General features: G+C 55.8%; 22 protein-coding genes, 5 pseudogenes and 1 other annotated feature. Of the genes and pseudogenes, 9 read left to right on the forward strand and 18 right to left on the reverse strand.

Annotated elements, in window-relative coordinates; genetic code table 11:
* The first annotated feature begins 171 nt into the window (after nucleotides 1–171).
* Nucleotides 172–729 carry a sigma-70 family RNA polymerase sigma factor gene (locus tag HNQ72_RS22775; RefSeq protein ID WP_183995551.1) on the forward strand — a complete coding sequence of 186 codons (558 nt, stop codon included), beginning with the start codon at nucleotides 172–174 and terminating at the stop codon, nucleotides 727–729.
* Nucleotides 716–1357, forward strand: coding sequence for an NrsF family protein (locus HNQ72_RS22780; RefSeq protein ID WP_183995553.1), 642 nt, complete (start codon nucleotides 716–718; stop codon nucleotides 1355–1357). The genes HNQ72_RS22775 and HNQ72_RS22780 overlap by 14 nt, the downstream gene beginning before the upstream one ends.
* Nucleotides 1358–1507: 150 nt before the next feature.
* Here HNQ72_RS22780 and HNQ72_RS22785 read toward each other — a convergent pair whose 3' ends face one another.
* A complete protein-coding gene (locus HNQ72_RS22785; protein WP_183995555.1) occupies nucleotides 1508–1786 on the reverse strand; it encodes an HU family DNA-binding protein in 279 nt (92 codons plus the stop codon).
* Nucleotides 1787–2011: 225 nt separating this feature from the next.
* Between HNQ72_RS22785 and HNQ72_RS30690 the strand changes: the two are divergent.
* The 3 genes and pseudogenes from HNQ72_RS30690 to HNQ72_RS22790 all read left to right on the forward strand — a co-directional run.
* Nucleotides 2012–2191: pseudogene (locus HNQ72_RS30690) on the forward strand (non-homologous end-joining DNA ligase); the annotation flags it as partial.
* Nucleotides 2191–2489, forward strand: a pseudogene (locus HNQ72_RS30695) (non-homologous end joining protein Ku); the annotation flags it as partial. The pseudogenes HNQ72_RS30690 and HNQ72_RS30695, both read left to right, overlap by 1 nt.
* A gap of 74 nt (nucleotides 2490–2563) precedes the next feature.
* Nucleotides 2564–2815 carry a hypothetical protein gene (locus tag HNQ72_RS22790; RefSeq protein ID WP_183995557.1) on the forward strand — a complete coding sequence of 84 codons (252 nt, stop codon included), beginning with the start codon at nucleotides 2564–2566 and terminating at the stop codon, nucleotides 2813–2815.
* 220 nt (nucleotides 2816–3035) lie between these two features.
* Here the strand turns inward: HNQ72_RS22790 and HNQ72_RS22795 are convergent, their stop codons facing one another.
* Complete coding sequence (locus HNQ72_RS22795) at nucleotides 3036–3341, reverse strand: oxidoreductase (protein WP_183995559.1); 306 nt, start codon at nucleotides 3339–3341, stop codon at nucleotides 3036–3038.
* 212 nt (nucleotides 3342–3553) lie between these two features.
* On the opposite strand from HNQ72_RS22795, the gene HNQ72_RS22800 reads away from it, so the two are divergent.
* Nucleotides 3554–3772, forward strand: coding sequence for a hypothetical protein (locus HNQ72_RS22800; protein WP_183995561.1), 219 nt, complete (start codon nucleotides 3554–3556; stop codon nucleotides 3770–3772).
* Between the two features lie 1445 nt (nucleotides 3773–5217).
* On the opposite strand, the gene HNQ72_RS22805 is transcribed toward HNQ72_RS22800, so the two are convergent.
* Both HNQ72_RS22805 and HNQ72_RS22810 read right to left on the reverse strand, forming a co-directional pair.
* Entirely contained in the window at nucleotides 5218–6123 is a 906-nt protein-coding gene (locus tag HNQ72_RS22805; protein ID WP_183995563.1) for an NmrA family NAD(P)-binding protein, read from the reverse strand.
* 894 nt (nucleotides 6124–7017) lie between these two features.
* Nucleotides 7018–7173 carry a hypothetical protein gene (locus HNQ72_RS22810; protein WP_183995565.1) on the reverse strand — a complete coding sequence of 52 codons (156 nt, stop codon included), beginning with the start codon at nucleotides 7171–7173 and terminating at the stop codon, nucleotides 7018–7020.
* Between the two features lie 32 nt (nucleotides 7174–7205).
* Here HNQ72_RS22810 and HNQ72_RS31125 point away from each other — a divergent pair.
* Nucleotides 7206–7322 (forward strand): annotated as a pseudogene (locus tag HNQ72_RS31125) (IS3 family transposase); the annotation flags it as partial.
* 225 nt (nucleotides 7323–7547) lie between these two features.
* Here HNQ72_RS31125 and HNQ72_RS22815 read toward each other — a convergent pair.
* The 3 genes from HNQ72_RS22815 to HNQ72_RS22825 form a co-directional block, all read right to left on the reverse strand.
* On the reverse strand, nucleotides 7548–8159 hold the full coding sequence (locus tag HNQ72_RS22815) for a general stress protein (protein ID WP_183995567.1): 612 nt from the start codon (nucleotides 8157–8159) through the stop codon (nucleotides 7548–7550).
* A gap of 43 nt (nucleotides 8160–8202) precedes the next feature.
* On the reverse strand, nucleotides 8203–8520 hold the full coding sequence (locus HNQ72_RS22820) for a PepSY domain-containing protein (protein ID WP_183995569.1): 318 nt from the start codon (nucleotides 8518–8520) through the stop codon (nucleotides 8203–8205).
* 398 nt (nucleotides 8521–8918) lie between these two features.
* The gene (locus tag HNQ72_RS22825) at nucleotides 8919–10208 is read right to left on the reverse strand and encodes a TadE/TadG family type IV pilus assembly protein (RefSeq protein WP_183995571.1); all 1290 of its coding nucleotides are present in this window, start codon (nucleotides 10206–10208) and stop codon (nucleotides 8919–8921) included.
* A gap of 281 nt (nucleotides 10209–10489) precedes the next feature.
* Here HNQ72_RS22825 and HNQ72_RS22830 point away from each other — a divergent pair, with 281 nt between their 5' ends.
* Entirely contained in the window at nucleotides 10490–10882 is a 393-nt protein-coding gene (locus HNQ72_RS22830) for a hypothetical protein (RefSeq protein WP_183995573.1), read from the forward strand.
* A 228-nt stretch (nucleotides 10883–11110) separates the two neighbouring features.
* On the opposite strand, the pseudogene HNQ72_RS30700 reads toward HNQ72_RS22830, so the two are convergent.
* The 10 genes and pseudogenes from HNQ72_RS30700 to HNQ72_RS22875 form a co-directional block, all read right to left on the reverse strand.
* A pseudogene (locus tag HNQ72_RS30700) lies at nucleotides 11111–11522 on the reverse strand (PIN domain-containing protein); the annotation flags it as partial.
* Nucleotides 11519–11773: a type II toxin-antitoxin system Phd/YefM family antitoxin gene (locus HNQ72_RS22835; RefSeq protein WP_183995575.1), complete on the reverse strand. Its 255-nt coding sequence runs from the start codon at nucleotides 11771–11773 to the stop codon at nucleotides 11519–11521. The pseudogene HNQ72_RS30700 and the gene HNQ72_RS22835, both read right to left, overlap by 4 nt.
* A gap of 208 nt (nucleotides 11774–11981) precedes the next feature.
* A complete protein-coding gene (locus HNQ72_RS22840) occupies nucleotides 11982–12593 on the reverse strand; it encodes a nucleotidyltransferase family protein (protein ID WP_183995577.1) in 612 nt (203 codons plus the stop codon).
* A 12-nt stretch (nucleotides 12594–12605) separates the two neighbouring features.
* Entirely contained in the window at nucleotides 12606–13616 is a 1011-nt protein-coding gene (gene moaA, locus HNQ72_RS22845; RefSeq protein WP_244654485.1) for a GTP 3',8-cyclase MoaA, read from the reverse strand.
* A 44-nt stretch (nucleotides 13617–13660) separates the two neighbouring features.
* A complete protein-coding gene (locus HNQ72_RS22850; protein WP_183995696.1) occupies nucleotides 13661–14563 on the reverse strand; it encodes an XdhC family protein in 903 nt (300 codons plus the stop codon).
* Nucleotides 14564–14633: 70 nt separating this feature from the next.
* Entirely contained in the window at nucleotides 14634–16832 is a 2199-nt protein-coding gene (gene paoC / locus HNQ72_RS22855) for an aldehyde oxidoreductase molybdenum-binding subunit PaoC (RefSeq protein ID WP_183995581.1), read from the reverse strand.
* 3 nt (nucleotides 16833–16835) lie between these two features.
* The gene (locus HNQ72_RS22860) at nucleotides 16836–17786 is read right to left on the reverse strand and encodes an FAD binding domain-containing protein (protein WP_183995583.1); all 951 of its coding nucleotides are present in this window, start codon (nucleotides 17784–17786) and stop codon (nucleotides 16836–16838) included.
* Nucleotides 17783–18421, reverse strand: coding sequence for an aldehyde dehydrogenase iron-sulfur subunit PaoA (paoA, locus tag HNQ72_RS22865; protein WP_183995585.1), 639 nt, complete (start codon nucleotides 18419–18421; stop codon nucleotides 17783–17785). Before paoA ends, HNQ72_RS22860 begins: the two co-directional genes overlap by 4 nt.
* A gap of 429 nt (nucleotides 18422–18850) precedes the next feature.
* Nucleotides 18851–19975, reverse strand: coding sequence for a UDP-galactopyranose mutase (locus HNQ72_RS22870; protein WP_183995587.1), 1125 nt, complete (start codon nucleotides 19973–19975; stop codon nucleotides 18851–18853).
* 12 nt (nucleotides 19976–19987) lie between these two features.
* A complete protein-coding gene (locus HNQ72_RS22875; RefSeq protein ID WP_183995589.1) occupies nucleotides 19988–20956 on the reverse strand; it encodes a DUF707 domain-containing protein in 969 nt (322 codons plus the stop codon).
* A gap of 217 nt (nucleotides 20957–21173) precedes the next feature.
* Nucleotides 21174–21228: a sequence feature (sul1 is cis-regulatory element that is thought to sense ions involved in sulfur or methionine metabolism; They are found in Alphaproteobacteria), on the reverse strand.
* Between the two features lie 857 nt (nucleotides 21229–22085).
* Here HNQ72_RS22875 and HNQ72_RS22880 point away from each other — a divergent pair.
* The gene (locus HNQ72_RS22880; RefSeq protein ID WP_183995591.1) at nucleotides 22086–22238 is read left to right on the forward strand and encodes a hypothetical protein; all 153 of its coding nucleotides are present in this window, start codon (nucleotides 22086–22088) and stop codon (nucleotides 22236–22238) included.
* A 129-nt stretch (nucleotides 22239–22367) separates the two neighbouring features.
* On the opposite strand, the pseudogene HNQ72_RS22885 reads toward HNQ72_RS22880, so the two are convergent.
* Nucleotides 22368–22596, reverse strand: a pseudogene (locus HNQ72_RS22885) (hypothetical protein).
* Nucleotides 22597–22671 lie beyond the last annotated feature (75 nt).

Genomic DNA, 22671 nt, shown 5'->3' on the forward strand with positions numbered 1-22671 from the left:
GCTCGCCGCAGTGTTGCGGTGGGCGTTACGGAAGGCTCATTCGCTGCCAGCCAGGATCGGTTACAGGCATCATTCCGATAATCACGCCCATGTGATAGCAGCAGCTGTCTCGCTTTTATTTCGAGCGGCATGTAACGGTTTCACGCTGCCTGCGTATGAGGCTTCGATAACATGAAGCAACTGACCGAGCCCGAGCTGAAAGCCCTGATGCTCTCGTCCCTCGACGGGAACGAGCCGGCCTACCGCTGCCTGCTCGACATGCTGAGGCACCTGCTCGTGAACTATTACGGTCGGCGGCTTGCCCGCTCGGCGCCCGCGGACGTGGACGATCTGGTTCAGGACACCTTGCTGGCGCTGCACCAGCGGCGGATCACCTATGATCGTGGACGGCCCTTCACCGCCTGGTTCTTCACCATCGCCCGCCACAAACTGGTGGATCACTTCCGCCGGTCGGGCGACAGGCAGAATGTAGGCATGGAGATGCTGGAGGACATGGCCGACGAATACCGCGAGGACGCCGTCTCGGCCGGCATGGATGTCAATCGGCTGCTGGCAAGCTTGCCCGCGTGGCAAGGCGAGATGATCCGCCAGGTCAGGCTGGAGGGACATTCGGTGGCCGATACGGCAATGAGGAGCGGACGCAGCGAGGCGGCGGTCAAGATCAATGTTTTCAGGGGCATTCAGGCGATGGCCGCGAAACTGAGAGGCGAACGCAGTGAAGACGGATGATCTGATCAACAGGCTGGCAAGTGATCTGCGGCCGGTGCCGCGCGGCGCGCTGGGGCGTCTGCTGTTTTTTGTTCTTATCCCCGGCCTCGCTTTGTCGGCCGCGATGATCCTGTTCGGACATGGCCCGCGGCCCGATCTGGCCACAGCCATCCATCTACCTGCCTTCTGGGTGAAATCGATCTATCCGCTTGCCTTGACCGTCATTGGTATAACAGCGCTGATGGTGGTTGCTCGCCCCGGAGGCCGACCAAGAAAGGCAGGCCTCGCATCGCTCGCCCTCTATCTCGTACTCGTAGCACTCGGAATGTGGCAGCTCCGCGTGGCGCCTGCCGAAGACTATCCGAGACTGATTTTCGGAATTTCCGCCTGGATCTGCCCGTTCATCATTGTTGCAGCAGCGCTTCCCGTTTTTGCCGTAATTGTTTTCTTCCTGCGCCGAAGCGCGCCAACCAACCTGCCTTTGGCGGGCTTGATCGCTGGATTGGTAGCAGGCTCGGGAGGCGCTTGGACCTATTCCTGGGGCTGCATCGAAAACGGGCTCCCTTTCGTCGCACTCTGGTATACTTTGGGGATCGCTCTGTGCGGTATGCTTGGATTGACTTTCTCGCGCCCTTTGCTTCGTTGGTAAACGGCGGGCGGGCGCGAACTCGGTCCGCATTGATCGCCGGTCTAAGGTCTTGAACGGATATGAACCGCCGGCCACGCTGTTTCGCTTGATATTAAACTGAAGCAAAAGAAGAGATGGCGGCCTAAGCTTCAATGCGTGGCCGCCGCCTACTTATTTGTTGAGCGTGTCCTTGAGCGCCTTGGCTGGCGAGAAGGCCAATTTCTTCCCAGCAGCAACTTTGATTGTTGCTCCGGTCGCTGGATTGCGAGCTTCACGCTCCGGTGTGTCTTTAACCTTGAATTTGCCAAATCCAGGGATGGACGTCTCAGCGCCCGACACCGCTGCTGAGGTGATTGCGGCGAACACCGCCTCGACAATTGCTTTGCCCTGGGCTTTTGTCAGGCTATTGTCGGATGCGATCTTGTCGGCGATTTCGTTTGTTGTCGTCATAGCAGTCCTCGTTTAGTTGATAGACAAAGCATTTCTCCACTTTGAGCGAACTGTCAGCATCAACCGCAATCTACGAGCCTTAGAGGCGAGGATGTCCACAGCTAAAGAGCTCGAAAGGCCCTGGACACGGACGGAACGCGCCACATCAGGCCGAGCTGCACGGCGGACCGGAACTGTTTTCCCTCGGCTAACTTGAATCGTGTGCGAGTGACAGGAGTTTTGTAAATGCGTCAGTACCAAAAGCGTCGCTCCAACCCACTGCTGCAGAGCGACCAAGTTGCGCTGTCGCAGCTGCGTCGCCCGCGCGACCCCGCTCAACCAAACCTGCCATTCGATCCACTGCCGGACCGGATTGAGCCTTGTCTGGCGCTCCTGAAATCGTCACCTCCTAGGGGCCCCGACTGGTGCGAGCGGAGGAGAACTACTTCGAGGATATCGAGGCGGAGGCCAACAAGGAACTGATCCCCCTCGTCCAGAGGCTTATCAAACAAAAGACGACGCGTTGGTCGCCAGACACGGTCAGCGGTCCAATCCAGGATCGCGCTCCATGCTCTGATCGAGCAAAAGAAAAAACAGCTCAAGCCGAAGATGGCCGCGAAGGGTAAAAAAGGCGGATGCCGCACCAGCTTCGAACGTCGTGAACATAATGGACGCCCTACGCAAAAGCGTTGAGGCGGATCTTAAAAAGAAAAAGGCTGGCTGAAACGCAGGAGGAAACTGAAATCCGTCTGTGTGAACCCGCACCGTTTATCTATTTTCGAGGACGGGCGGATCGCCGTGACCGATGGATATTCCGTCTGGCTAGTCATAGTCACCTGCGAAGCAATGAAGGCCACGGCGCCTCCGCCGGAGAAAACGCTGAGGCGGCTCGTCCGCTACGCCGAGTTCTATCGCGACCTTGCGGCGACGATCATACGGCGTTGCGAGGATGTAGACGGCAAGGTTTGGGTGCGCGAAAGTGATGTGGTCGCAGCTCAAGGGGCACGCGGTGTGCTAGGCCAGACCATTCAAACTCTGGATCGCGTTTAAGCAGCGAAACCAAGCCACCTCGGACACCGGACGGCCGCTGCGGGGTCGGCTTTGGAGGCTAAGCAACCCAGCTTCCAGATTTCAAAAGACAAGTACTGGTCACTGATCTGATGGATGCAAGAAGAGCGGTCAAGGATGCGAAGGACGATGCGTGGTGGGCAATCCCTTCATAGAAAAAGCCCCGTATAAACGGAGCCCTCTCTTGTGCTTTCGAGCTGAGTTAGCAGGATGTTCCAGCTGTCCCGGCGCCCGGGTTTGTGCTGGTGTTATTGTTCTGATCGGACTGCGCGGCACCCTGTGTACCGCCGGGAGCACCGCAGTTAGTGTTCGAGCTACCCTGATCAGCGCCCTGATTGCCGCCACTATTGCTGCCACCAGAATTATTGCTACCGGAGGAGTTGCTGTCGCTGCTGGTTCCGCTGCTGTTACCGCCATTTCCGCTGTTGTTTCCACCACCGGAAGTCTGAGCCATCACTGATGTTGCCAGACCGATAGACAGCGCTGTTACCGCGAGAATTTTCATCATTATTTGTTTTCCTCACCTGACCCTACATGCCCCGAACCTTGCCCGCTGAGAATAGTTCCGCGACACTGGCTCGAAGAGGAAGATGTCACCGCGGTGGGATTCGACTCTCCGTTGAAAGCGCGTATGCTTGAACAATCGTCGGCAACCGAAGAGGTAGGCGTCGGCGACTGAGAGTTACGCTTTGCTCCCGCCTGCATAAGGAGGGATGCGGCATGAAGCGCTTTCTCAACCAGAACTTGACCCACCTACTCGAAGACCGTTCAACACTCTATAGCGGGAGCCGATCCGTACGTGCAGACCTTGTCCGAAGAACCTTGCTTGCTGCGCATGAAATCGAAATCGGTCTCGCGTCTGATATCGAGGAAGATATTTTCCTCCTGATGCACCGTATCGCTGAAGCCGACGAACGAGACGCTGGCATGATCGAGTGATGTCTAGGGCTGTGGGTATAAGGAACGATTTCCGATCGCGCATTGTTCTCCCTTGATAAGGAGAAATCAAAATGCGCCCACAGGACGAACCGAGCCTTCAAAACCACGCCGAACCGATGAAAGATCAGAAGCAGAAAGCCGTCTTCGGGAGGTCCACTCTGACACTCCTCGCGATCTTAGCAGTCATCGCCGCTCTCGTTTGGATTGGTATCGCGGTCTATGGTATCAGTGTCGGCACATAAGGATGGATAACGACATCCCACCGCAAAAAGGGTACGGGCGCGGTTTGGTCGTGCTCTTGCTCGGCATAGTGCTTCTGATCGCGATTGCCGGGTTCTGGATTTTCTTTTTACCTCAAACGACCTGAGCCCAGACCGTCAAGCCAGTGGACGAATACATGGCCCGTGTCACGGCGGTCGAATAGCCAATCTTGCGCCGTGACCGACTGACCGGTACCCCAAGCGTATGAAGCAATCATCACGACGAGAACTCTTTTTCAGCCTTTTGCTGTTTACCTTCGTGGCAACTCTCACGACGTTCGGCGCGATATGGTTGTCATCAATCGCTATCTGGTTTCTTTGAAGCTAATGATGCCACAGCAACTCCAAGACTTAAGGTTGAGATGTCACGCGTCTGACAGGGGACCCCCTCGTACGGTCTCAGCGGATGGAGAAACGTCAATTTTTGCGACCTCATAGTTGTAAGGCGCTTTTGGTGCGCCTCTGACTTGCAGTCTTTGCTCGCCTTCGGAACCACCCTAGGGGCAATTTGCGTGTACGGTGTCGTACTCTTTCTCCGCAGAGCATGCCAGCTATATCAACGATCTGGGTGCGATGGAGGCCGGTCCCCTTCCGACTACGGTTTATCCACGGAATTGACATGGTGCCGCAGCAACCGAAGCGGTTTCGGCACCCAATTGATACCGAGACAACAGATTGCGCAAATGAGCGAAATTGTCCACGCTGCTTAGTATGCCTCTTCCCTATCATTTATCAGGGTATCACCATTAAAGAACTCATCGACCATATCGCGGAAAATGTTGCCGCGCACACAGAGCCAATAGAAGCTGCAGCGACGCTCGAAATACGCGCCATAGCGGGCATCTATAGTGGCACAGGATCGCACGTCTCGTTTTGTTGAAGATACCACTTTGGCGCAATACGTTGAGCTTGACGCCGACACACTGCGAGATCGGCCACGTCAGCGGAACCTTTTGCTACCTTTCCTATTTTATAGCCGCCAGATTCTTGTTGCGTACACACCGAGAATAAGGCGAGCCCCGCTACTTCCACGAAGTTGTAGCGGGGCTTTTGATGCCAGGGCGGTGGGTGTTAGCCGACGATCTGGTCTCACGTGTTTCTTCCGCCGCCTCTGACGCGCCTTTGGCTTGCAATCCCTATTCTTGAAGACTGCTAGAACCACACGGCGGGCTGCGTTTCGTTTGACTATGCGCGTCCACGAGCATCCAGAGCATACCGACCCGGCTGAAATGCGTCGATGTTATCGGCAAGCCAATTCGCGACCGATCGTGGCTCCTGTCCAGTGAACATTTTGTACGTGTCTGTCGTCTCGGAGAGAACCGATTCGCGGAAAATCCGTTCAAGACCGAGGCGCATGTTGGCCGTCATCTCTGTCCAACCGATCTGAATGAGATGTTCGCGTTGCGCCTCGGGCGTCCGATGTTCATAGGTGACCTTGCGGTCAAGCAGACCCGTTAGCTCTTCAGCAATTTCGGTCATTGTGACGGCAGCAGGTCCGGTCAGATGAAAAGCGCGTTGTGCATCAACATGATGGTTATCCAGCAAGGCCTTGAACGCCACGTCCGCGACGTCCCGCGTGTCAACAAGATTAACGCGACCCTCTTTCGATGAGCCACCCCAAGTTCCTGACGCGACGGAGATAGCATCGCGAGTAAGGATGTCCACGAAGGTGCTAGCCCGCAAAACCGTGTATCCGATGTCATAGGTCGCCAGATGGGCTTCGATCTTCATGTGCCAGTCGAACGGATGAAGTTTTGACGCTGGCCCCATCGCGGATACTTTGACGATGTGAGACACACCAGCTCTCACCGCCGCATCGATAAGCGCAATCTCGTTTTCGGTCTGCTGCGGTGAAGTTCCATGCGCAAGAAACAACCGGCTGGCTCCTTGCATTGCACCTTCAAGCGTTGCCTGATCGGCGAAATCGACAGCTCGACGCCGCAGGTCAGCGGGAAGTCGATCAGTGTTCACATCTCTGGTGAGTGCGACAACTTCAACGGGCGCTTCTACCAATTGAGCAATAAGTGCGGTTCCGATCCGTCCGGTCGCTCCGGCGACGGCTATTCGATTGTCTGACAAGGCTGCCTCCATAATGGAAAATTCGCTGCCTTACAGACGCTATTCGAGCCATCATTGATTGTCAGTTTCGCGCATTTCTCCCGATCGATGTCAGGGCGGTGGGGTGCGCTTTCGGCCAAAACCATGCGTAATCGGGCGGCCCCGCAAGAGGCAAGCAGTACAATCCCGGTGCAACCGAGATAAGGGAGATGACGATGTTCTACGCTGCCTTAGACGTGTCATTGCGCTAAGTGGCAATTTGCATCATCGACGACGCCGGAAAAGTCAGGCTCGAACGGTATGTGCCATCAGACGTACCGGATAGGCGTTTGCATATTCGAGACGTCTCACCTGACACCCTGAGATTTTCGATACGCGCGCGGACATTCGCATGGGCACCGCGCGGTCAATGTGGATAGGCGCGTACAGCAACCTTTTCGAGGCGATGATGGTTATCTAAAATACACATACTGAGGGCTGCAAAAGGAAGCCGCCAGCAAGAGCCGCACCGCCGTGGGTAGAGGGCGCGCGCTGTCATGTTTCCGCAGGTTATTTCGAAAATCCAACCACCATGCCTCGCGCTGTTTACATGGAATGTTCCAGAAAACATTCTGTTCGGCGATGAAATCTATGCGCGTATTCACGGAATACCCGATGGAAGACTAGCGGAAGGCGCGGAGATCGAAGAGGTCATTGGATTGATGTTGGGGAGGCAGATCGCGAGCGAGTGGCACCCTCGCTTCATGCGTCCATCCTGGGCGGGAATATGGGCAGGATCGACTACCGCGTTACGGTCGACGGCACACTGCGCCACCTGTCGCCGTACGCTCGATGTCTCCGCGACGAAGAAGCCGTTCCTTCATTCTTCACGGGCGGTGTGGCGCTCGATCTATCATTTTCGTTCGCTGACAGTCTGAAGAGCCAAAATCACTGATCTTTATGCTTCTCCAGCCGCCCGACCGTCCAAAGCCTTTCGAGTGTTGCGTCGACTTTGGCTCTGCGCTGTTCAACATCGAGTTTTGGTTTGACGTTCTTATCGCGAAGTTGATGCAGCAGCCGTATTAACGGCTCGTAAGTATCCATCGATCTTCCGTCCCAGCCGGATATCCTTTTTAGTAATAATCGAGCAGTTTGTCCGCTAGGTTGATCGTTACATTCGATGGTACGATGAGAAGCGTATCAAATTGTCATTGGGGTCGCTCAGCCCGATCGAGGATCGCAGAAGTCTCGGCCATAACGTCAAAATCAGTCCAAGTTTTTATCCGCATCCCCGCCGGGTCAGCTCTCAGTGGAAATCAACACTGACTGGTTTGACACGGTCCGACGCACTTTTTGAAACTGAGCCGAGATATATACTCACCGCCTACCCATCACAGGTGACCACTTTCCCCCAGTGCCCGAATACGAAGAGGCCACCCCATGGGGTGGCCTCTGATGGCGTTACAACATGGCAGGCGTCAGACGCGCGGAGCGGTGCGATAGCGGGCCCGCTCAGCAGCGATCTGATCTTGGGTGTAGGGATCGGCGGTGTCGTCGAAACGGTTCCAGCCTTCAGTTGTGTAGTCCTGGCGGCGCGCGGTGAGATCGACGGAACGAGAGCTGCGAAGGATAGCCTCCGAAGCGGCAACCTTGTCGTCCTGAACCTTCGCCGCGACGACTGCGCCCCCGCGACGGACACCCTCAGCATAGACGTGCGCATCTTCTTCTTTGACGCCGGATTCGATCATCGCACCGACGATGCCGCCAACAGCTCCGCCGGCGACTGCACCTGCGACTGCACCTGCTGCGGTTGCCGCGAGCCAACCAGCGGCCACGACAGGACCTACGCCTGGGATTGCTAACATACCGAGACCCGTTAGCAGCCCTCCAGCACCACCGGCGACGGCTCCGATCCCCGCGCCAGTACCCGCGCCTTCGGCAGCGTTGTTGCCCTGACCTTCGATGTCCTCTTTACCGTCCTTGTTTGAAATGATGCTGATGTGATCGGACGGCACACCTGCGTCTTCAAGAGCCTTCACGGCGAAGTGGGCATCGTCGTAGGAGTCGTAGAGACCTGTGATCGTACGCATGGGAGTTTCCTCGTTATCTTGTTCTTAGTTTTAAGGTTCTGGCTTACTGCGCCATCGTAATGTTGCCCTGGAAGTCGAGCGCGACAGTTCCGTGCTTGCCGTCTTTGGTGCCCATCGCGCGCCAGATACCCTGGTCATCCAGCTTCAAGCCGGACACCTCGGTATAGCCAGCTTCCTCGATGCGCGACTTAGCCTGAGCTTCGGTAAAGCTATTCTTGCCAGCAACAGGTGCGCCCGGGTTCTGCTCACCTGAAGTCGAGACCGCAGGGGTCGTCTGCGAGGTCTTCGGCGTTTCGCTCTGAGCAAAGGCAGCAGAGGTCGAGAGAAGAACGGCGGCAACGCTAAAAGCGATTTTTTTCATAGTCTTACTCCAGATTCTTGCACCCGGTTCGAATGCAATGGAAGAACTGCCGAGGTTCAGAATTGTTCCGCGGACTTCCTTATGGTTTGAAGATCAGCGGAGACGGCATGGTAGGCCGACACTCTTACTCCGACTACGCTCCAGAACTTTCTTGAAAACGGACGACACGAGCTCCGGTCTTGAGCGGAATCGAGCCATCGACCTGCTCATCAGATCCTCTGAGCAACTGAAACATCGATCCCTTAAACGCGCCGATCGATGGAGCGGCATAAGCTGCCGTTATGGAATCTGCAGCCGATACGACCATCATCATCGAGAAACGGATGGAATGTTCCAACCTTTTCATGCAGTAGATCAGCTTTGATCATCGCCGGTATGCAGCGACTTCCTTCACGCGTTCAACTGGTGAGGCGCGGCGAGGACACGATCTTGAGAAAAAGAGCATTCATTGCTTCGGAAATGCCCTGCGATGGGCTAACCTCAAAGAAGTAACCGGCAGTAGCGCACTCCGCCATCTTGGTTGAAATCTCACTTTGAAATGGCTTGATCCATGAGTTGTACCAGCTGTTTGTCGGCAATGGCAAATAGGTCGTATACAAAACAGCGATCTTGTATCCCTTCTGCTTAAGCGCGGTGCAGGCCTTTACGTCGATCGGCTCCTGGCACCGGCTTCCGGTAAGCATTTTTGTGCAGCCATTGGGCTTTTTGCTATCGCCAACCCCGTCCGATACGAAGAACAGGATCTTTTCCGGGCTCGCAGCGCTTAGGCCAGTGCCGGGTGACCCCATCTTCTCGCCAATGCTCTTGAATGAAAGATCGAAGTCGGTTTGCTGGTCGTTATTGTAACCCTGATATGGGATGGACATTAAATCTATCAGTGACGCCTTGCCTTTGGCAGCGGCGAGGTCGTCGGTGAGGGACGTCACCTCCAACAGCTTGGTATCCTCGGCCTTCTGTCCAAATGTGTAGACCGCCATGCGGAACTGGTTGGGGCTAGCTCGTGTCGAAATCGCCGTGTCCATGAGCGTTGCTGTTGCCTTGGCTACGACGTTGATCCGGATCGTAACGCCAAGTTTCTTTGCGAGATTGTAGTAACTACCACTGTCCTCCTTGCCATTATTAACAATGTGGCAGGCGAAGGCGCATTTGTCCGACGTGTTCGCTACCATTTTGTTGATATCGGCCGTTGTGGCGCCAACACCCATAGATGGCGTGTTGTCCAATAGGAGGTAGAAGTCCCGAAACGTCTGCGTCTGGAAAACAGCCGAAGCCTGACCAGCTACTGTTATTTCTTGCTGGCCAAGGACTCGCATCAACGTGGTTGGAATTGTCGCTGAGTAGTTGAATACTGCTGTCAGTTCATTGTCGTTCCGCACGACGGATGCGGAGCTACTCTGAAGCTGATAGCCTGCGGCAGCAATTTGCGAGTCGAAAACTTTTTTTGCATCTTCGATGCCGGCCTGCACGCTGCCGTTGCTCGTCATCAACATTGCTTTGACCGCGCCGGGTGATCTCTCGGCGATAGCGCCCAATGCTGCTGCGTCAGCCGCCGCCTGAAGTGTAGCTTTCGCCGTCATCGCATTCGTCAGATCGATAGCAAGGCCAGCCGCCCCAATGAGCGGAACCATAAGCAGTGCACTTATGATCCCGAAATTTCCTGCACGATCACGAATAAATCTCTGCAACATGCACGTCCCCCCGAAAGTCCCGGTACTTCGGGCCAGAGACGTGAAATGTTTGATAATACTGGCGTAAACGCTGCCTTGGAAAGCGAAGAAGTCAACAGGAGGGTAAACCATGTGATCCCAAACATAATTAAGTCATTGTTACTGATCAATTGACGGATGCTTCCCTCGCCTAGTGGCTACCTCTGACACAGCGTCATCGCTCGCCTAGCACTAGGAATTCAACGCCCATATTGAAATCAGCGTCGCAAATGCCGACCTTCAGGATAACCTTGGAGGCTTGCATGTTTTACGTCCTCATTGCGCTTTGCGTCGTCGTCGCAACGCTTTTTTTCGTACGGCACCACGCGATCAAGACACGCTTTGTCGAGAGAGAGATTGATAAGGTTATCGCGAGGAAGCTTGCTGCGAGCGACTATGTCCTGGAGTTGTCACGGCTCAAGGACGAGAATGCTGTTATGCGCAATCTTTTGATGGATCTGGTTGAGAACGAATCCGAATCACCGATGTCGCAACCCAATGCGTCCAAAGAGGATCTGCTGCGGTCGAGAAATACAAAGGTTCAAAGGTACCGGGAGATACTGGCGGAGAGCTTACACGTTCTCAAAGGCTGCCGCGCCCATTACACGGAGGCCCCCACAAGTTCATCCCGGCCGACGAAATCCGAGAAGTCGTAGGATAAGACCTTCCGCGCATCAGATCTAAGGCACACTTTTCGGACCCAGAGCCGTCCGGATGTTTTCAAACCAAAGTCAGCTTGGGCCGAAGTCCTCAGCAATGAATATCAGGCGTTTTAGCTGTTGATGGGAGCTGAACAGCTGACCTCAAAATTTCGAAAAACTCAACGAAGTTCCTGCTGAGCTCGCAGAAACAATTTCGAGGCATCCCGCTCGCCGGTTCTTAGGCCAAGGGTCTACGAGAACAACGCCCGTACCTTGGAAATCTTGAATATTGCGTGTGACAACCGTTAGCCCATGCACGATCGATGTCGCAGCGATGAGTGCATCAGCTTCATTGCGGCTGTCCGGAATGTGCAGGTGAGCACATCGTGTCGCAATTGCTTAATCGATAGAGATGATGCGCTAAGCGAACTCCGGTCGAACTCGGCTATCCATCCAGGCGCGTACGCGAGAGCCCTGCTCGATGTCACGCCGCTGGATGCTGAGTATCCTACGCTCAAGCTCTAAGATTGTTGTGGCAGAAATGTACAGATCACGGGAATCCTGCGCACTCAACCAAGCTATCACGTTCAGATCAGCCTTACCGCACCCACTTTACGGAGCTCGGAGACAACGTTGTGTCGAGCAAATATTTCAAGAGAGATCAACGTCGCGAGTTGCAAAGACCGACCGAGACGGATCGAAATCGATATTCGACAATCCTGCCATTGTAAGCGCATCGACAAGATTGTGGCGCTTACCTGTTAGACGCTCAAATTCGCCACACGTCATCAACACATGCGAAGGTTTGTCTCGATCGGTGATGACGACAGGTCCTGCCTCGGCAGCTTTTTTCGCTCTACCAACATCATGATTCAGTTCGCGGCTCGTCAAGCTGGTAGTAGCCATAGGCGCCTCCATGTAGAAATGTATCTACCATAACGCCTTCATTTTCAACGCACAATTGCTTTTTGGCACCGCGTGGCTGCCAGCCTTTCAAGCTCTTGTGCGGATACGAACCCGCGACCCATATGTTCTTGAAACAAGCAAGCCACTGAAATCTTTAGGCCAACGGCATAGGCATCTTTAGCAACTTTGCCTGAAAGATTGGCTGCAACTACTCACCACGACTACAGAGTTCTCCTCCTGCAGCCAATAGGTCCTGAACGGTATCAATGTCTTTTAGCGCAGCTTTTCCAATGTTGATCATCGTGACCGGGACTTCTCGTCGTTGAAGCGCTTCCTTACCGCCATGGTCACCATCTAGCTTTTTCATCTGCGAGCAAATCGCGGATGGGACGATCACTGGGTGCCCGGGCTTTTCCCCGTCCGCGCCGCGCACGAGCGCATCTTGGCCTGATCGAAAAGCCGACAAGAGCTCGGCGATATGTGCTTCGGTGATCTCCGGCATATCGGCAAGCATGACAAGAACACCATCACAGCTTGCGAGAGATGGGTGCCTAAATCCACAGGCTAGCGATGTACCCATCCCTTCTGCGAAATTCTTGTTGTACGTCGTGAAGACCGGCAAACCGTTTAGCGCCATTTGGATCTCTGGTGATCGATGCCCAGTTACGACAGTCACAGATCGGAGGTCAGAACGCAACATTGTCTCCGCGGATCTTCGTACCAGCGGAACACCATTAAATTCGGCCAGAGGTTTGTGACACCCTTCCGGCATCCGGCTCGATCGACCCGCTGCCAAAAGTAAACCGCCGATGGTCTTCATAGTGAATTGCCCTCAGCCGCCTGTCATGCTCATGTGCCGCGATACCGCCGGCCGGTTATTCCGGTCGATGATAAAATCATGGCCTTTTGGCTCGCGGGCGATCGCCTCGTCTATGGCGGCCGGCAGATGCGCCGGGTCGTTGCTTTCGCGCAAGACGTCGCGCAGATCGGCGGCGTCGTTCTGGCCGAGGCACATATAGAGCACGCCGGTGCAGGTGAGACGGACGCGGTTGCAGCCCTCGCAGAAATTATGGGTCATCGGTTTGATGAACCCCATGCGGCCGCCGGTTTCAGCAACCTCGACATAACGGGCAGGGCCACCGGTCTTGAATGGGATCTCCCTGAAGGTGAACTGCTTTTCGAGCGTTTCGCGCAAAACAGAGAGTGGCAGGTAACGATCGGTGCGGTCTTCCTCGATCTCGCCCATCGGCATGGTTTCGATGACGGTAAGATCCATGCCGCGGCCATGTGCGAAGCGCATCATGTCTGGAATATCGTCCTCGTTGAAACCCTTAAGCGCCACGACATTGAGCTTGATCTTCAGCCCCGCTTTCTGCGCCGCGTCGATGCCTTCCATGACCTTGGTAAAATCGCCCCAGCGGGTGATTTCCCTGAATTTCTGCGGATCGAGCGTATCGAGCGAGACATTGACGCGGCGCACGCCGGCATCGAAAAGTTCCTGTCCGAAACGAGAAAGCAGCGAGCCGTTGGTGGTCAGCGTCAACTCGTCGAGATGGCCGCTTTCGATATGGCGTCCGATCGAGCGCACCAAATGCATGATATTCTTGCGCACCAGCGGCTCGCCGCCAGTCAGTCGCAGTTTGCGCACGCCCTTGGCGACAAAGGCAGAACAGAGCCGGTCCAGCTCGTCCAGTGTCAGCAAGTCCTTTTTCGGGAGAAACGTCATGTTTTCTGCCATGCAATAGGTGCAGCGGAAATCGCAGCGGTCAGTAACGGAGACGCGCAGGTAGGTGACCGCACGACCGAACTTGTCGATCATGGGTGCGTCCTGGTCCTGGCTCATTTCGACAGCTAATCGGGACCGCGCCCTGTCTAGTAGCATGGCAGTCATCCAAAGTTCTCCAGTCTTGCAGCGGCAATGTCTGCGAGGACCGAAAGGGCCAATGACGCCGACTCTCGTGTCGGACCAAACAGGCCAATTGGAGCTTTTATTCGATCAAATGCTTCTGAAGAAACGCCAATCGATTGCAGCCGATCGATGCGTCGACGGTGCGTCCGGGTGCTTCCCATAGCTCCTATGTAGAACGCAGGGGATGCAAGGGCTTTGATGAGCAAAATTTCCTCCAGATCCAGATCGTGATGGAGCAGCGCGACCGCAGTGAACGCGTCAATCGCAATAGTCTGCGATGTCGCTTTGGGATCGACAACGTCTACCACGTACCCGGACGCTTCCGCCAGCCGGCGGACAGCCTCCGCCTCCCCCACCTGGCCAGAGATCACCACGCGTGTTTTGGGCCGATAGACCGAGATGAAATCCTTACCCCGCCAACCCGGCCGCAAGGGTACTTTATCGAGAGGAATAAGTCTCTGTAGTTCCGGCCTATAGGCCAACGCCACCGATCTGCGACAAGCCAACTCTTTCAATGTATCGTCCAACACGTCTGTACTGCGCAGAACATGGATGGCGATGGTAATGCCGCCGCCGCAGGGCAGCGTGATGTCGAAGAATGGTGAACCCTCGCCAAATTTCACCATCCGGTCCCGGCCATCGGTTATGGCTTGCAGTGCCTCGGCAGCCACCGCCGCTTCAACGCAGCCACCTGAGACATAACCGCAAAACCGCCCGTCGGACGCAACGGCAACATGCGCCCCGAGAGCACGTGCCGCCCCGCCCCGTATCTCAACCAGCGTTGCTAGGGCCGCGCCGCTGTGCTGCGCAGCCTCGATAGCAAAGCCAAGAATATCAGCAGGGTTTTCTACCGAGCTTGTCCGCACCGGGTTAGGCATCATCGTGATTGCAGTGTCGCTCAACTTATGTCCTCGGGAGAGTGCGGTGGCCGTGATCGGCCACCGCCTATCATCAGGCAACGTCCGGCAAATCGCCAATCAGCTTGTCGAGCGTGATCGGGTAATCCCGCACACGCACGCCGGTAGCGTTGTAGATCGCGTTGGCAATGGCCGCCGAGACACCACATAGCCCGAGTTCACCCACGCCCTTCGCCTTCATAGGTGACGAGTACGGATCCGTTTCGTCCATGAAGATGACCTGCTGGCGCGGGATGTCCGCATGGACGGGTACCTCATATCCGGCGAGATCGTGGTTGACGAAGAAACCATGCCGGGTATCGACGGCTAGTTCCTCAGACAGGGCACCACCGGCACCCATCGTCATCGCACCGATAACCTGGCTGCGGGCGGTGATCGGATTGAGGATGCGGCCAGCCGCGCAGACGGCAAGCATGCGACGAATGCGGGTCTCACCGGTCGCGATATCGACACCAACCTCGACAAAGTGGCCGCCAAAGGTAGACTGCTGGTGCGTCTCGGTGAGATCGCCCCACTCGATCGTATCCTCGCCGACAAGACCCCCGTGCCCGGCCGCTTCCGCAAGCGCGACAGCGCGGTTGCCAGAACGGACTTCGCCGTTCTCGAACACGACATCCGCCGAGTTGAAGCCAAGCTTGCTGGCCACCGCGTCGCGCAGCTTGACGCATGCAGCATAGACACCCGATGTGGCAGAGTTCGCGCCGAACTGCCCGCCCGATCCTGCCGAGACAGGAAACCGGGAATCACCGAGTTGTACTGCGACCTTGTCCACACCGACGCCCATCATTTCGGCGGCGGTCTGGGCGATGATCGTGTAGCTGCCGGTTCCGATATCGGTCATATCCGTCTCGACGGTGACAACACCATCCTGATCAAGCCGAACTCGTGCCCCGGACGGCATAACGAGATTATTGCGGAAGGCAGCCGCGACACCCATGCCGATCATCCAGTTTCCCTCGCGCCGTGTCGCAGGACGTGCCCGTTGGTCCCAGCCGAACTGTTCGGCACCAAGTTTCAGACACCCGATGAGATCGCGATGGGAGAACGGCCGCTCCGGGTTTTCCGGATCGACTTGGGTATCGTTCTTGATACGGAACTCGATCGGATCCATGCCAAGCTTTTCTGCCATCTCGTCGACCGCGATCTCGAGCGCCATCAGACCCGGTGCTTCGCCGGGGGCGCGCATGGCATTGCCTTCAGGTAGGTCTAGCGTTGCAAGCTTCATCGCGGTCATGCGGTTTTCGCCAGCATAGAGCAGACGTGTCTGCATCACCGCCGTCTCCGGCCCGCCGCCCCGCAGATCGCCAGACCAGCTTTCGTGCGCAATTGCCGTGATCTTGCCATCGCGCTCGGCACCGATGCGGATACGCTGAACCGTTGCCGGTCGATGAGTGGTGTTGTTCGAGATCATTGGGCGCGGCAGCGCGACCTTGACCGGACGCCCGATCGCCTTGGCCGCGAATGCCGCCAGCACCGCATCGACGCGCAGAAACAGTTTGCCGCCGAAGCCGCCGCCGATGAAGGGTGACATCAAATGAACTTTTTCCTTATCCATGCCGAGCGTGATGGCAAGATCCGAGCGCCACCAGTCGATCATCTGGCTGGACGTCCAGACCGTAACCTCGTCGCCGTTCCACGCAGCAATCGATGCATGCGGCTCCATCATCGCATGCGACTGATCGGGGGTTGTGTATTCGGCATCGATCGCCACTGGGGCCGCGGCAAAGGCTGCCCGAAAGTCACCGGCCGAACTTTCTGGTTCCGTGGAAGGATCCGGGGTCTCGGCGTTTGTCATTGCTGCCTTGAGGTCGAAGGCACCCTTTTCCCGCACATAATCGACCCTAATCAAAGCTGCTGCCGCACGCGCCTGTTCGAAGGTTTCGGCCACCACGACGGCCACGGCCTGATGATAATGCTGGATCTCGCTGCCACCGAACAGTTTGGCGGTATTAAGCTTGCCCTTCTGCAGATCGCCGACGTCGAGCGTGGTGACGACGCCGAGAACACCGGGCGCCTTTTTTGCCGCGGCGCTGTCAATCGAGGTAATTTGCCCCTTGGCGAAGGCGGAGCCGACCGGATAGCCGTAGGCATAACGCAAGCCGGGATCGTGCCATTCATAGGCGTACATGGCGCGACCGGTGGTTTTCAGCTCGCCGTCGATGCGGTGAACGGGCTTGCCAACGACCTTGAGCTGGTCGATTGGATTGGTCGTGGCTGGTTTGTCGAACTGCATGACTTATCCCTTCGCCTCTGACAGGACGGCACCAAGCGTGCGCTCGGTGAGGCTGATCTTGAACTTGTTCTGCTCGGTCGGGCGGGAATCGGCCAGCAGCGCGGATGCCATGGCCCGCGCGCCTTTCGGCAATTCGGACTCTGCCGCTTCGACGCGCCACGGCTTGTGGGCAAGGCCGCCGACGGCGACCCTACCTTGACCATCGGGCTGGATGACGGCCGCGATCGATACCAGCGCGAACGCATAAGAGGCGCGATCACGGACCTTGCGGTAAATCTGCTTGCCGCCAACCGGCGCCGGCAGAACGACGCCCGTGATAAACTCACCCTGCTCCAGCGCCGTCTCGATATGCGGGGTATCGCCCGGCAGGCGATGGAAATCGGCGATCGGGATCGCGCGCTCGGCGCCATCCGGCTTAACGGTTTCCACCACCGCGTCCAGTGCCCGCATCGCCACTGCCATATCACTGGGGTGGGTGGCAATACACGCATCACTCACACCGACAACGCCGAGTTGGCGAGTAACGCCGCCTATGGCGGAACAGCCGCTGCCCGGCTGGCGTTTGTTACAGGGCTGGTTGGGATCGTAAAAGTAGGGACAGCGGGTGCGCTGAAGCAGATTGCCGGCAGTCGTCGCCTTGTTGCGCAATTGACCGGATGCGCCGGCGACCAGCGCGCGAGACAGAAGCGCGTAATCACGGCGCACCGTCTCATCGGCGGCGAGATCGGTGTTGCGGACCAGCGCGCCGATGCGCACGCCGCCTTCCGGCGTCTTTTCGATCGTGTCGAGGCCGAGGCCGTTCACATCGATCAGATGCGACGGCTTTTCGATCTCGAGCTTCATCAGGTCGAGAAGATTGGTGCCGCCGGCGATGAATTTTGCTTCCGGGTTGCCGGCTGCCGCCTTTGCCGCAGCGTCCACCGTGGGAGCCCGTTCATAGGTAAACGCTCTCATGCCGGCAGCCCCGCAACTTCGTTGATCGCTTCGAGAATGTTGGAGTAGGCCCCGCATCGACAAATATTGCCGCTCATGCGCTCGCGGATTTCTTCGGACGTAAGCGCCGCCTGCTGGGTGAGATCTTCGGTGACGTGGCTCGGTATGTTAGCCTTGATCTCCTCAAGCACAGCCACGGAGGAACAGATCTGTCCGGGCGTACAGTACCCACACTGGAAGCCATCGTGCTTGACGAAAGCGGCCTGCATCGGATGCAGATTGCCGGGCTCCCCAAGTCCCTCAATCGTGGTGATCTTGTCGCCCTCGTGCATGACGGCCAGCGACAGACAGGAATTGATGCGACGTCCATCGACAATCACTGTGCAGGCGCCGCACTGGCCGTGATCGCAACCCTTCTTGGTGCCGGTGAGATGCAGATGCTCGCGAAGAGCATCGAGCAAAGTAGTTCTGTTATCCAAAGTTAGGCTCTGGGATTTTCCGTTGACCTCGAAGGATACATTGGTGGTTTCTTGCAAGGCTTTCCCCTTTGTGTCTGCCGCACGGACACCCGTCGCGGCACCAGCGACCGCTGCTGTTGCAGCTGACGACACAAGCAGTTCTCGTCGGGAAAGTTCCAATTGGATTGGTGTTGGCATCTCAAGCTCCTTGCTGACGACACGGTACGTGGAGACACAAAGCCTCGGTGTCGCTGCTCTTTAAATAGAACCTCGGTCAAGAGGGATTACCCCTTGAAATCCGGATGCACCTATCTGCGGAGTTCATAAATGCGTTCTGACTTCGCAGCCTGGAAACTAGACGCTATGGACTGCTGACCTGTTTCAACCTTGTCACCGCACCTCCCCTAAAAAGCGCTGATGGCGCTGGTCGCGATAGCGCGGTCGCTATGGTGAACATGCGGTGGGCGCTGTTATCACTTCGCCGAGAACAGCGACGTCGTTAGCCTTGCAGGGGTACGGAACCCAATTCGTAAATGTACTAGGCCTCTGTTTTCATTGTTACCGCCCGCTATTTCTGGTTTTTTGGCAACCTCACACCCGTCCATGCGGCCCTAAAACCATCGCAGCCTAAGATCTCGCTATCCATTTCGACACATGGACAAGTGACTGGTTGATGACCTGGTGCATATCCAGATACTGATAAGTGCCGCACCTCCCGATGAAAAACATCTGATCATCGGTGGCAGCTCTGGCGGCGTATCGCTCATAAAGGCTTTGGTACATTAGATCCCGATCTTTGATCGGATAGTAGCGCTCGAGACTATTTTCGCGATAGCAGCAGGGCTCTTCGATTGTTCGCAGCACATTTGAAGTTTCGTGCACTCGATGTCCGGGGAGCGCATGCCACCATGTCTCTCGTGTGTAGGGACCAGCATCTGTGTAGTTGATCGTTGCCAGACCCTCAGCCGTCGCAGCCAGATGGTGACTGACGTGAAAGCGAATAGACCGATAGGGCAGCTCGCCGAGATCGAATTCATAAAATTCATCTATCGGCATGCTGTTGAAGCAGGCATCGTAGCCAGCCATATCGTCCTGAGAGAACGATGTAGTCAACCGGACGGATATTCGGTCATGATCGAGTATCCTTTCGAACGCTCTCGTATAGCCATCCGTTGGCAACGCCTGGAATGTGTCGCTGCGAAAATAGCGCGGATCACGATCGGTGCGTATTTGCAAACGACGAACCACGGCGGCATCCATTTCGGACAGATCCAGCTGCCACATCTTCTTGGTATAGGGACGGAAAAAGAGATCGGTCAGCTCCTTTCCGATCGTGGAATAGAGATGATCTTCAGCGCTGATGACCGGTGACCGTGGAAGGGCTACCGAAGCAAGATAGGACATCGCGTCATCTGCCGTTTCAAGTCTGGTGCCAAACACGGCATTTATCGTATCGAGATTCACCGGCAAAGGTACTTTGCGACCGTCGTCTAGGAGCGCCACAACTTGATGCTCATATGGCAGCCACCCGGTGAATTGCGATAGCCATCCGACAACCCGATCGTTGGAGGTATGGAACAGGTGCGGCCCATAACGGTGAATGCGCACTCCGCAGTCGTGGACATAGTCAAAGCAGTTACCGGCGATATGGTCACGTTTATCGATGACATCGACTTGGTGGCCTGCGTTCGCGAGCTCCCGAGCATGTACCGCACCGGCGAAACCGGCCCCGACAACAAGAAGCTTGGCCATCGCCTTATCCTTTCATGTATGAGGCAACGATGGGATTACGCCGGCGATCGGCAAGATCAAACTTTGGCTTAAAAATCCGGCCTTCGCAGCATGCTTGACTGCAGCAAACCACCTGACCGGCTGAGATCTATTTGTGAGCCGGAACAGGACGTCCAATCCGACCCGACGCGCCAACGCCAGCCCACTGAGATGGCGACCGCTACGGATCGTACCTGACAAGATGCGAATGCGAGGAACACTGACACCGTTGATCCTCGCACCACGCGCGTCCTTTATCCATTCCATCGTAGCGTCCATCTCGTCCATGGCACTGTGTCTTTGAGTGTCACGCATGAACTGGTGAAGATTGCCGCCTACGGGTCTAGTGTGGCACACCGTGATCGCGTCAATGATTGCGACGCCACGGTACGCCTCCCTTTCTATCTCGCGAACCATCTGAGGCCAAAGGAAATCAAGCCCAAAGCCGCTGGCGGTTTTCTCAATGAAGGGAAGCGAACGAACGAGTGTTTCGCGGCTAATGAAAGGTACCATCACTTCTACGAAGTTTGTGTACCGGACATCAAAACTTGGATGTCGCAGCGTGATGAGATGCGAGTAGTAGGAGTGCTCATCCAGTGAAGGCTGATAGACATGGTAGTTATTCTCAAAACCAAGCGCGAAGAGTCTATCGACATCGGCGGCCATCGCATCAATGTCATCATCTGGAAGCCAGAAGTAGTCATAACGGTCGGTCACTTCGGGAAACTGTTGGAAGAAGTGAAATAGGCCATCCCACTTGCCGCCTTTGCAACGATGGACGTAGTCAGCTTCTGGAAATTCGACCGCGGAGTCTGATCCATAATAACTGACCCCAACGTCGAAATGGCGCCGACCCGTGACCCAATTCCGATGTAGACTTCTGTCTCCACAGCGAATCACAGCCAATCCCCGTGGCGACTTTTCATTGATCGTTGAGCCGAGCATTAAGCCGCCGGCAGGCATTGAGTGACTTTCCATAAAACACCAAAATCTAACATGGACGCGGTTGAGCCGCTCTCTAAACGTTGAACTGGAGGTGAATGTTGGTTCGTCGAGCGGGCAATTTGATCGCCCACAAAGACGAGGTTGGCTAATAGAATTAACTATTCAGTAAAACCATGGGAAAACCTGTCCGTTAAATCTCGTCCAATAATTCAGCTGTTCACTGAAAGAGAGATTAAGTTGCCCAGCGGATCGGCGGCTGGGATAGCCACCCACGTGATGTGGGATCCAGGTTCAACGAAAGAATACATTACGTGCACTTCGCTGCAAGTATTAAATTAATATTTATTGGAACCGCCGAACACGTTGGACAAGCCGATCAATCGAGATTGATCGAGCAATAATACTTCATAAACGACAACCATCCCGGAAGAGTAGATAGTGTCATTGAGGCACGCTAGTCAAAAACGACCTGAGACTTCAGTACAATCTCTTCCCGTGGCTGACTGACTCATGGCTTGAGATCCTCGTCCAGCGACTCGGTTATGAGCATTATCGATTTCCCGGTGAACATCGTAGTCAGCTTCTCACGCTCCATCGTGAGCAGACTAGCCATCGTTCGGATTTCGGCGATGGTCTTCTAGTCTTGATGAGGTTCGAACCTGTGGCCGGCTAACCGATTAGTCCCGGATTATCCAACATGAACCTTTAGTTTGAGAGTGATAGCAAGACCCGTCAATTCGGATCGGCTATGGCGGACCTAGCGTTGGTGAAGCCAAATGCAATCGCAGTGGTGGAGTTCGCCCCGCCATAAGAATCGTGCCCGCTTTTGAAGACCAGCCGCCTCTGCGCCTGCTTACGATTGAGTAAGACACCGATGGATCAATGACGTAAATCGGTGAGCACAGCGCGAACGCAAATTCTTACTGGATATCGGATCCCGAGCGGACAATTCTGCCCTCACGCTGCCACGGCTACCGTCTTGCCAAAACCGGTGTGCGGGCAGGGCTTTAAGCCGCGACTGAGCCTTAGGAAGCGATAGCTGGTGGATCGGGTGTTTAAATTCGCGGTCTGGCGCCCCATTTAGAGACGGATGGTGCCCGCCTCTTCTAGCGGCCGGGCACAGTCAATTTTCTCTGGAGATCAAAAAATGACTAACGAAAAAGGTGCCAGCGCGCCTTTAAGCGCTGTTTCAGTCGCCAAGAAATATCGGATTACGCTGGAAGACGCGAAGGTGATCGTGGCCGAGCATGGGGATGATGCCAAGGCCATTCATAAAGCCGCTCGTCGGATAGCTGCATAACGGTCGGCGTTATTGCGCACAATTCTCACGCATTGTTTCGTCTGATTTTGCCCCACCGCTTGGCCCGCTGCTGAGTCGGAATGACTTAGACAGCACCCTGGCAGACAACCTCGAAGCTCGTGAAAAAGTTTAGGCGCGGTCATAGGTAAAGGGCGTCAAGAGCGTCGGCACGAAATTGCTGGCCCGCGACTTTACCAACATCTCGGTCCACTCGCTGGTGCCGCGAAGCCTCAAGTTTGTATCGATGCTGTCGACGGCCGCTTCTTCAATGTGCTTGATGTGGGAGCTGAAGGCCGCTTCACCAGCATCATGATACATGTCCCGTATGACCCCTGCACAGGATTTCCTGGATCGCCATCTGTCAGGCGGTATCGATTGCCTGGGGTTCGTTCATGTCCTGTGCCATCAGAGGCTCCTAAGGAGTGAGTAGTTC

Source organism: Aliirhizobium wenxiniae (assembly GCF_014201355.1).
Taxonomy (GTDB): domain Bacteria; phylum Pseudomonadota; class Alphaproteobacteria; order Rhizobiales; family Rhizobiaceae; genus Neorhizobium; species Neorhizobium wenxiniae.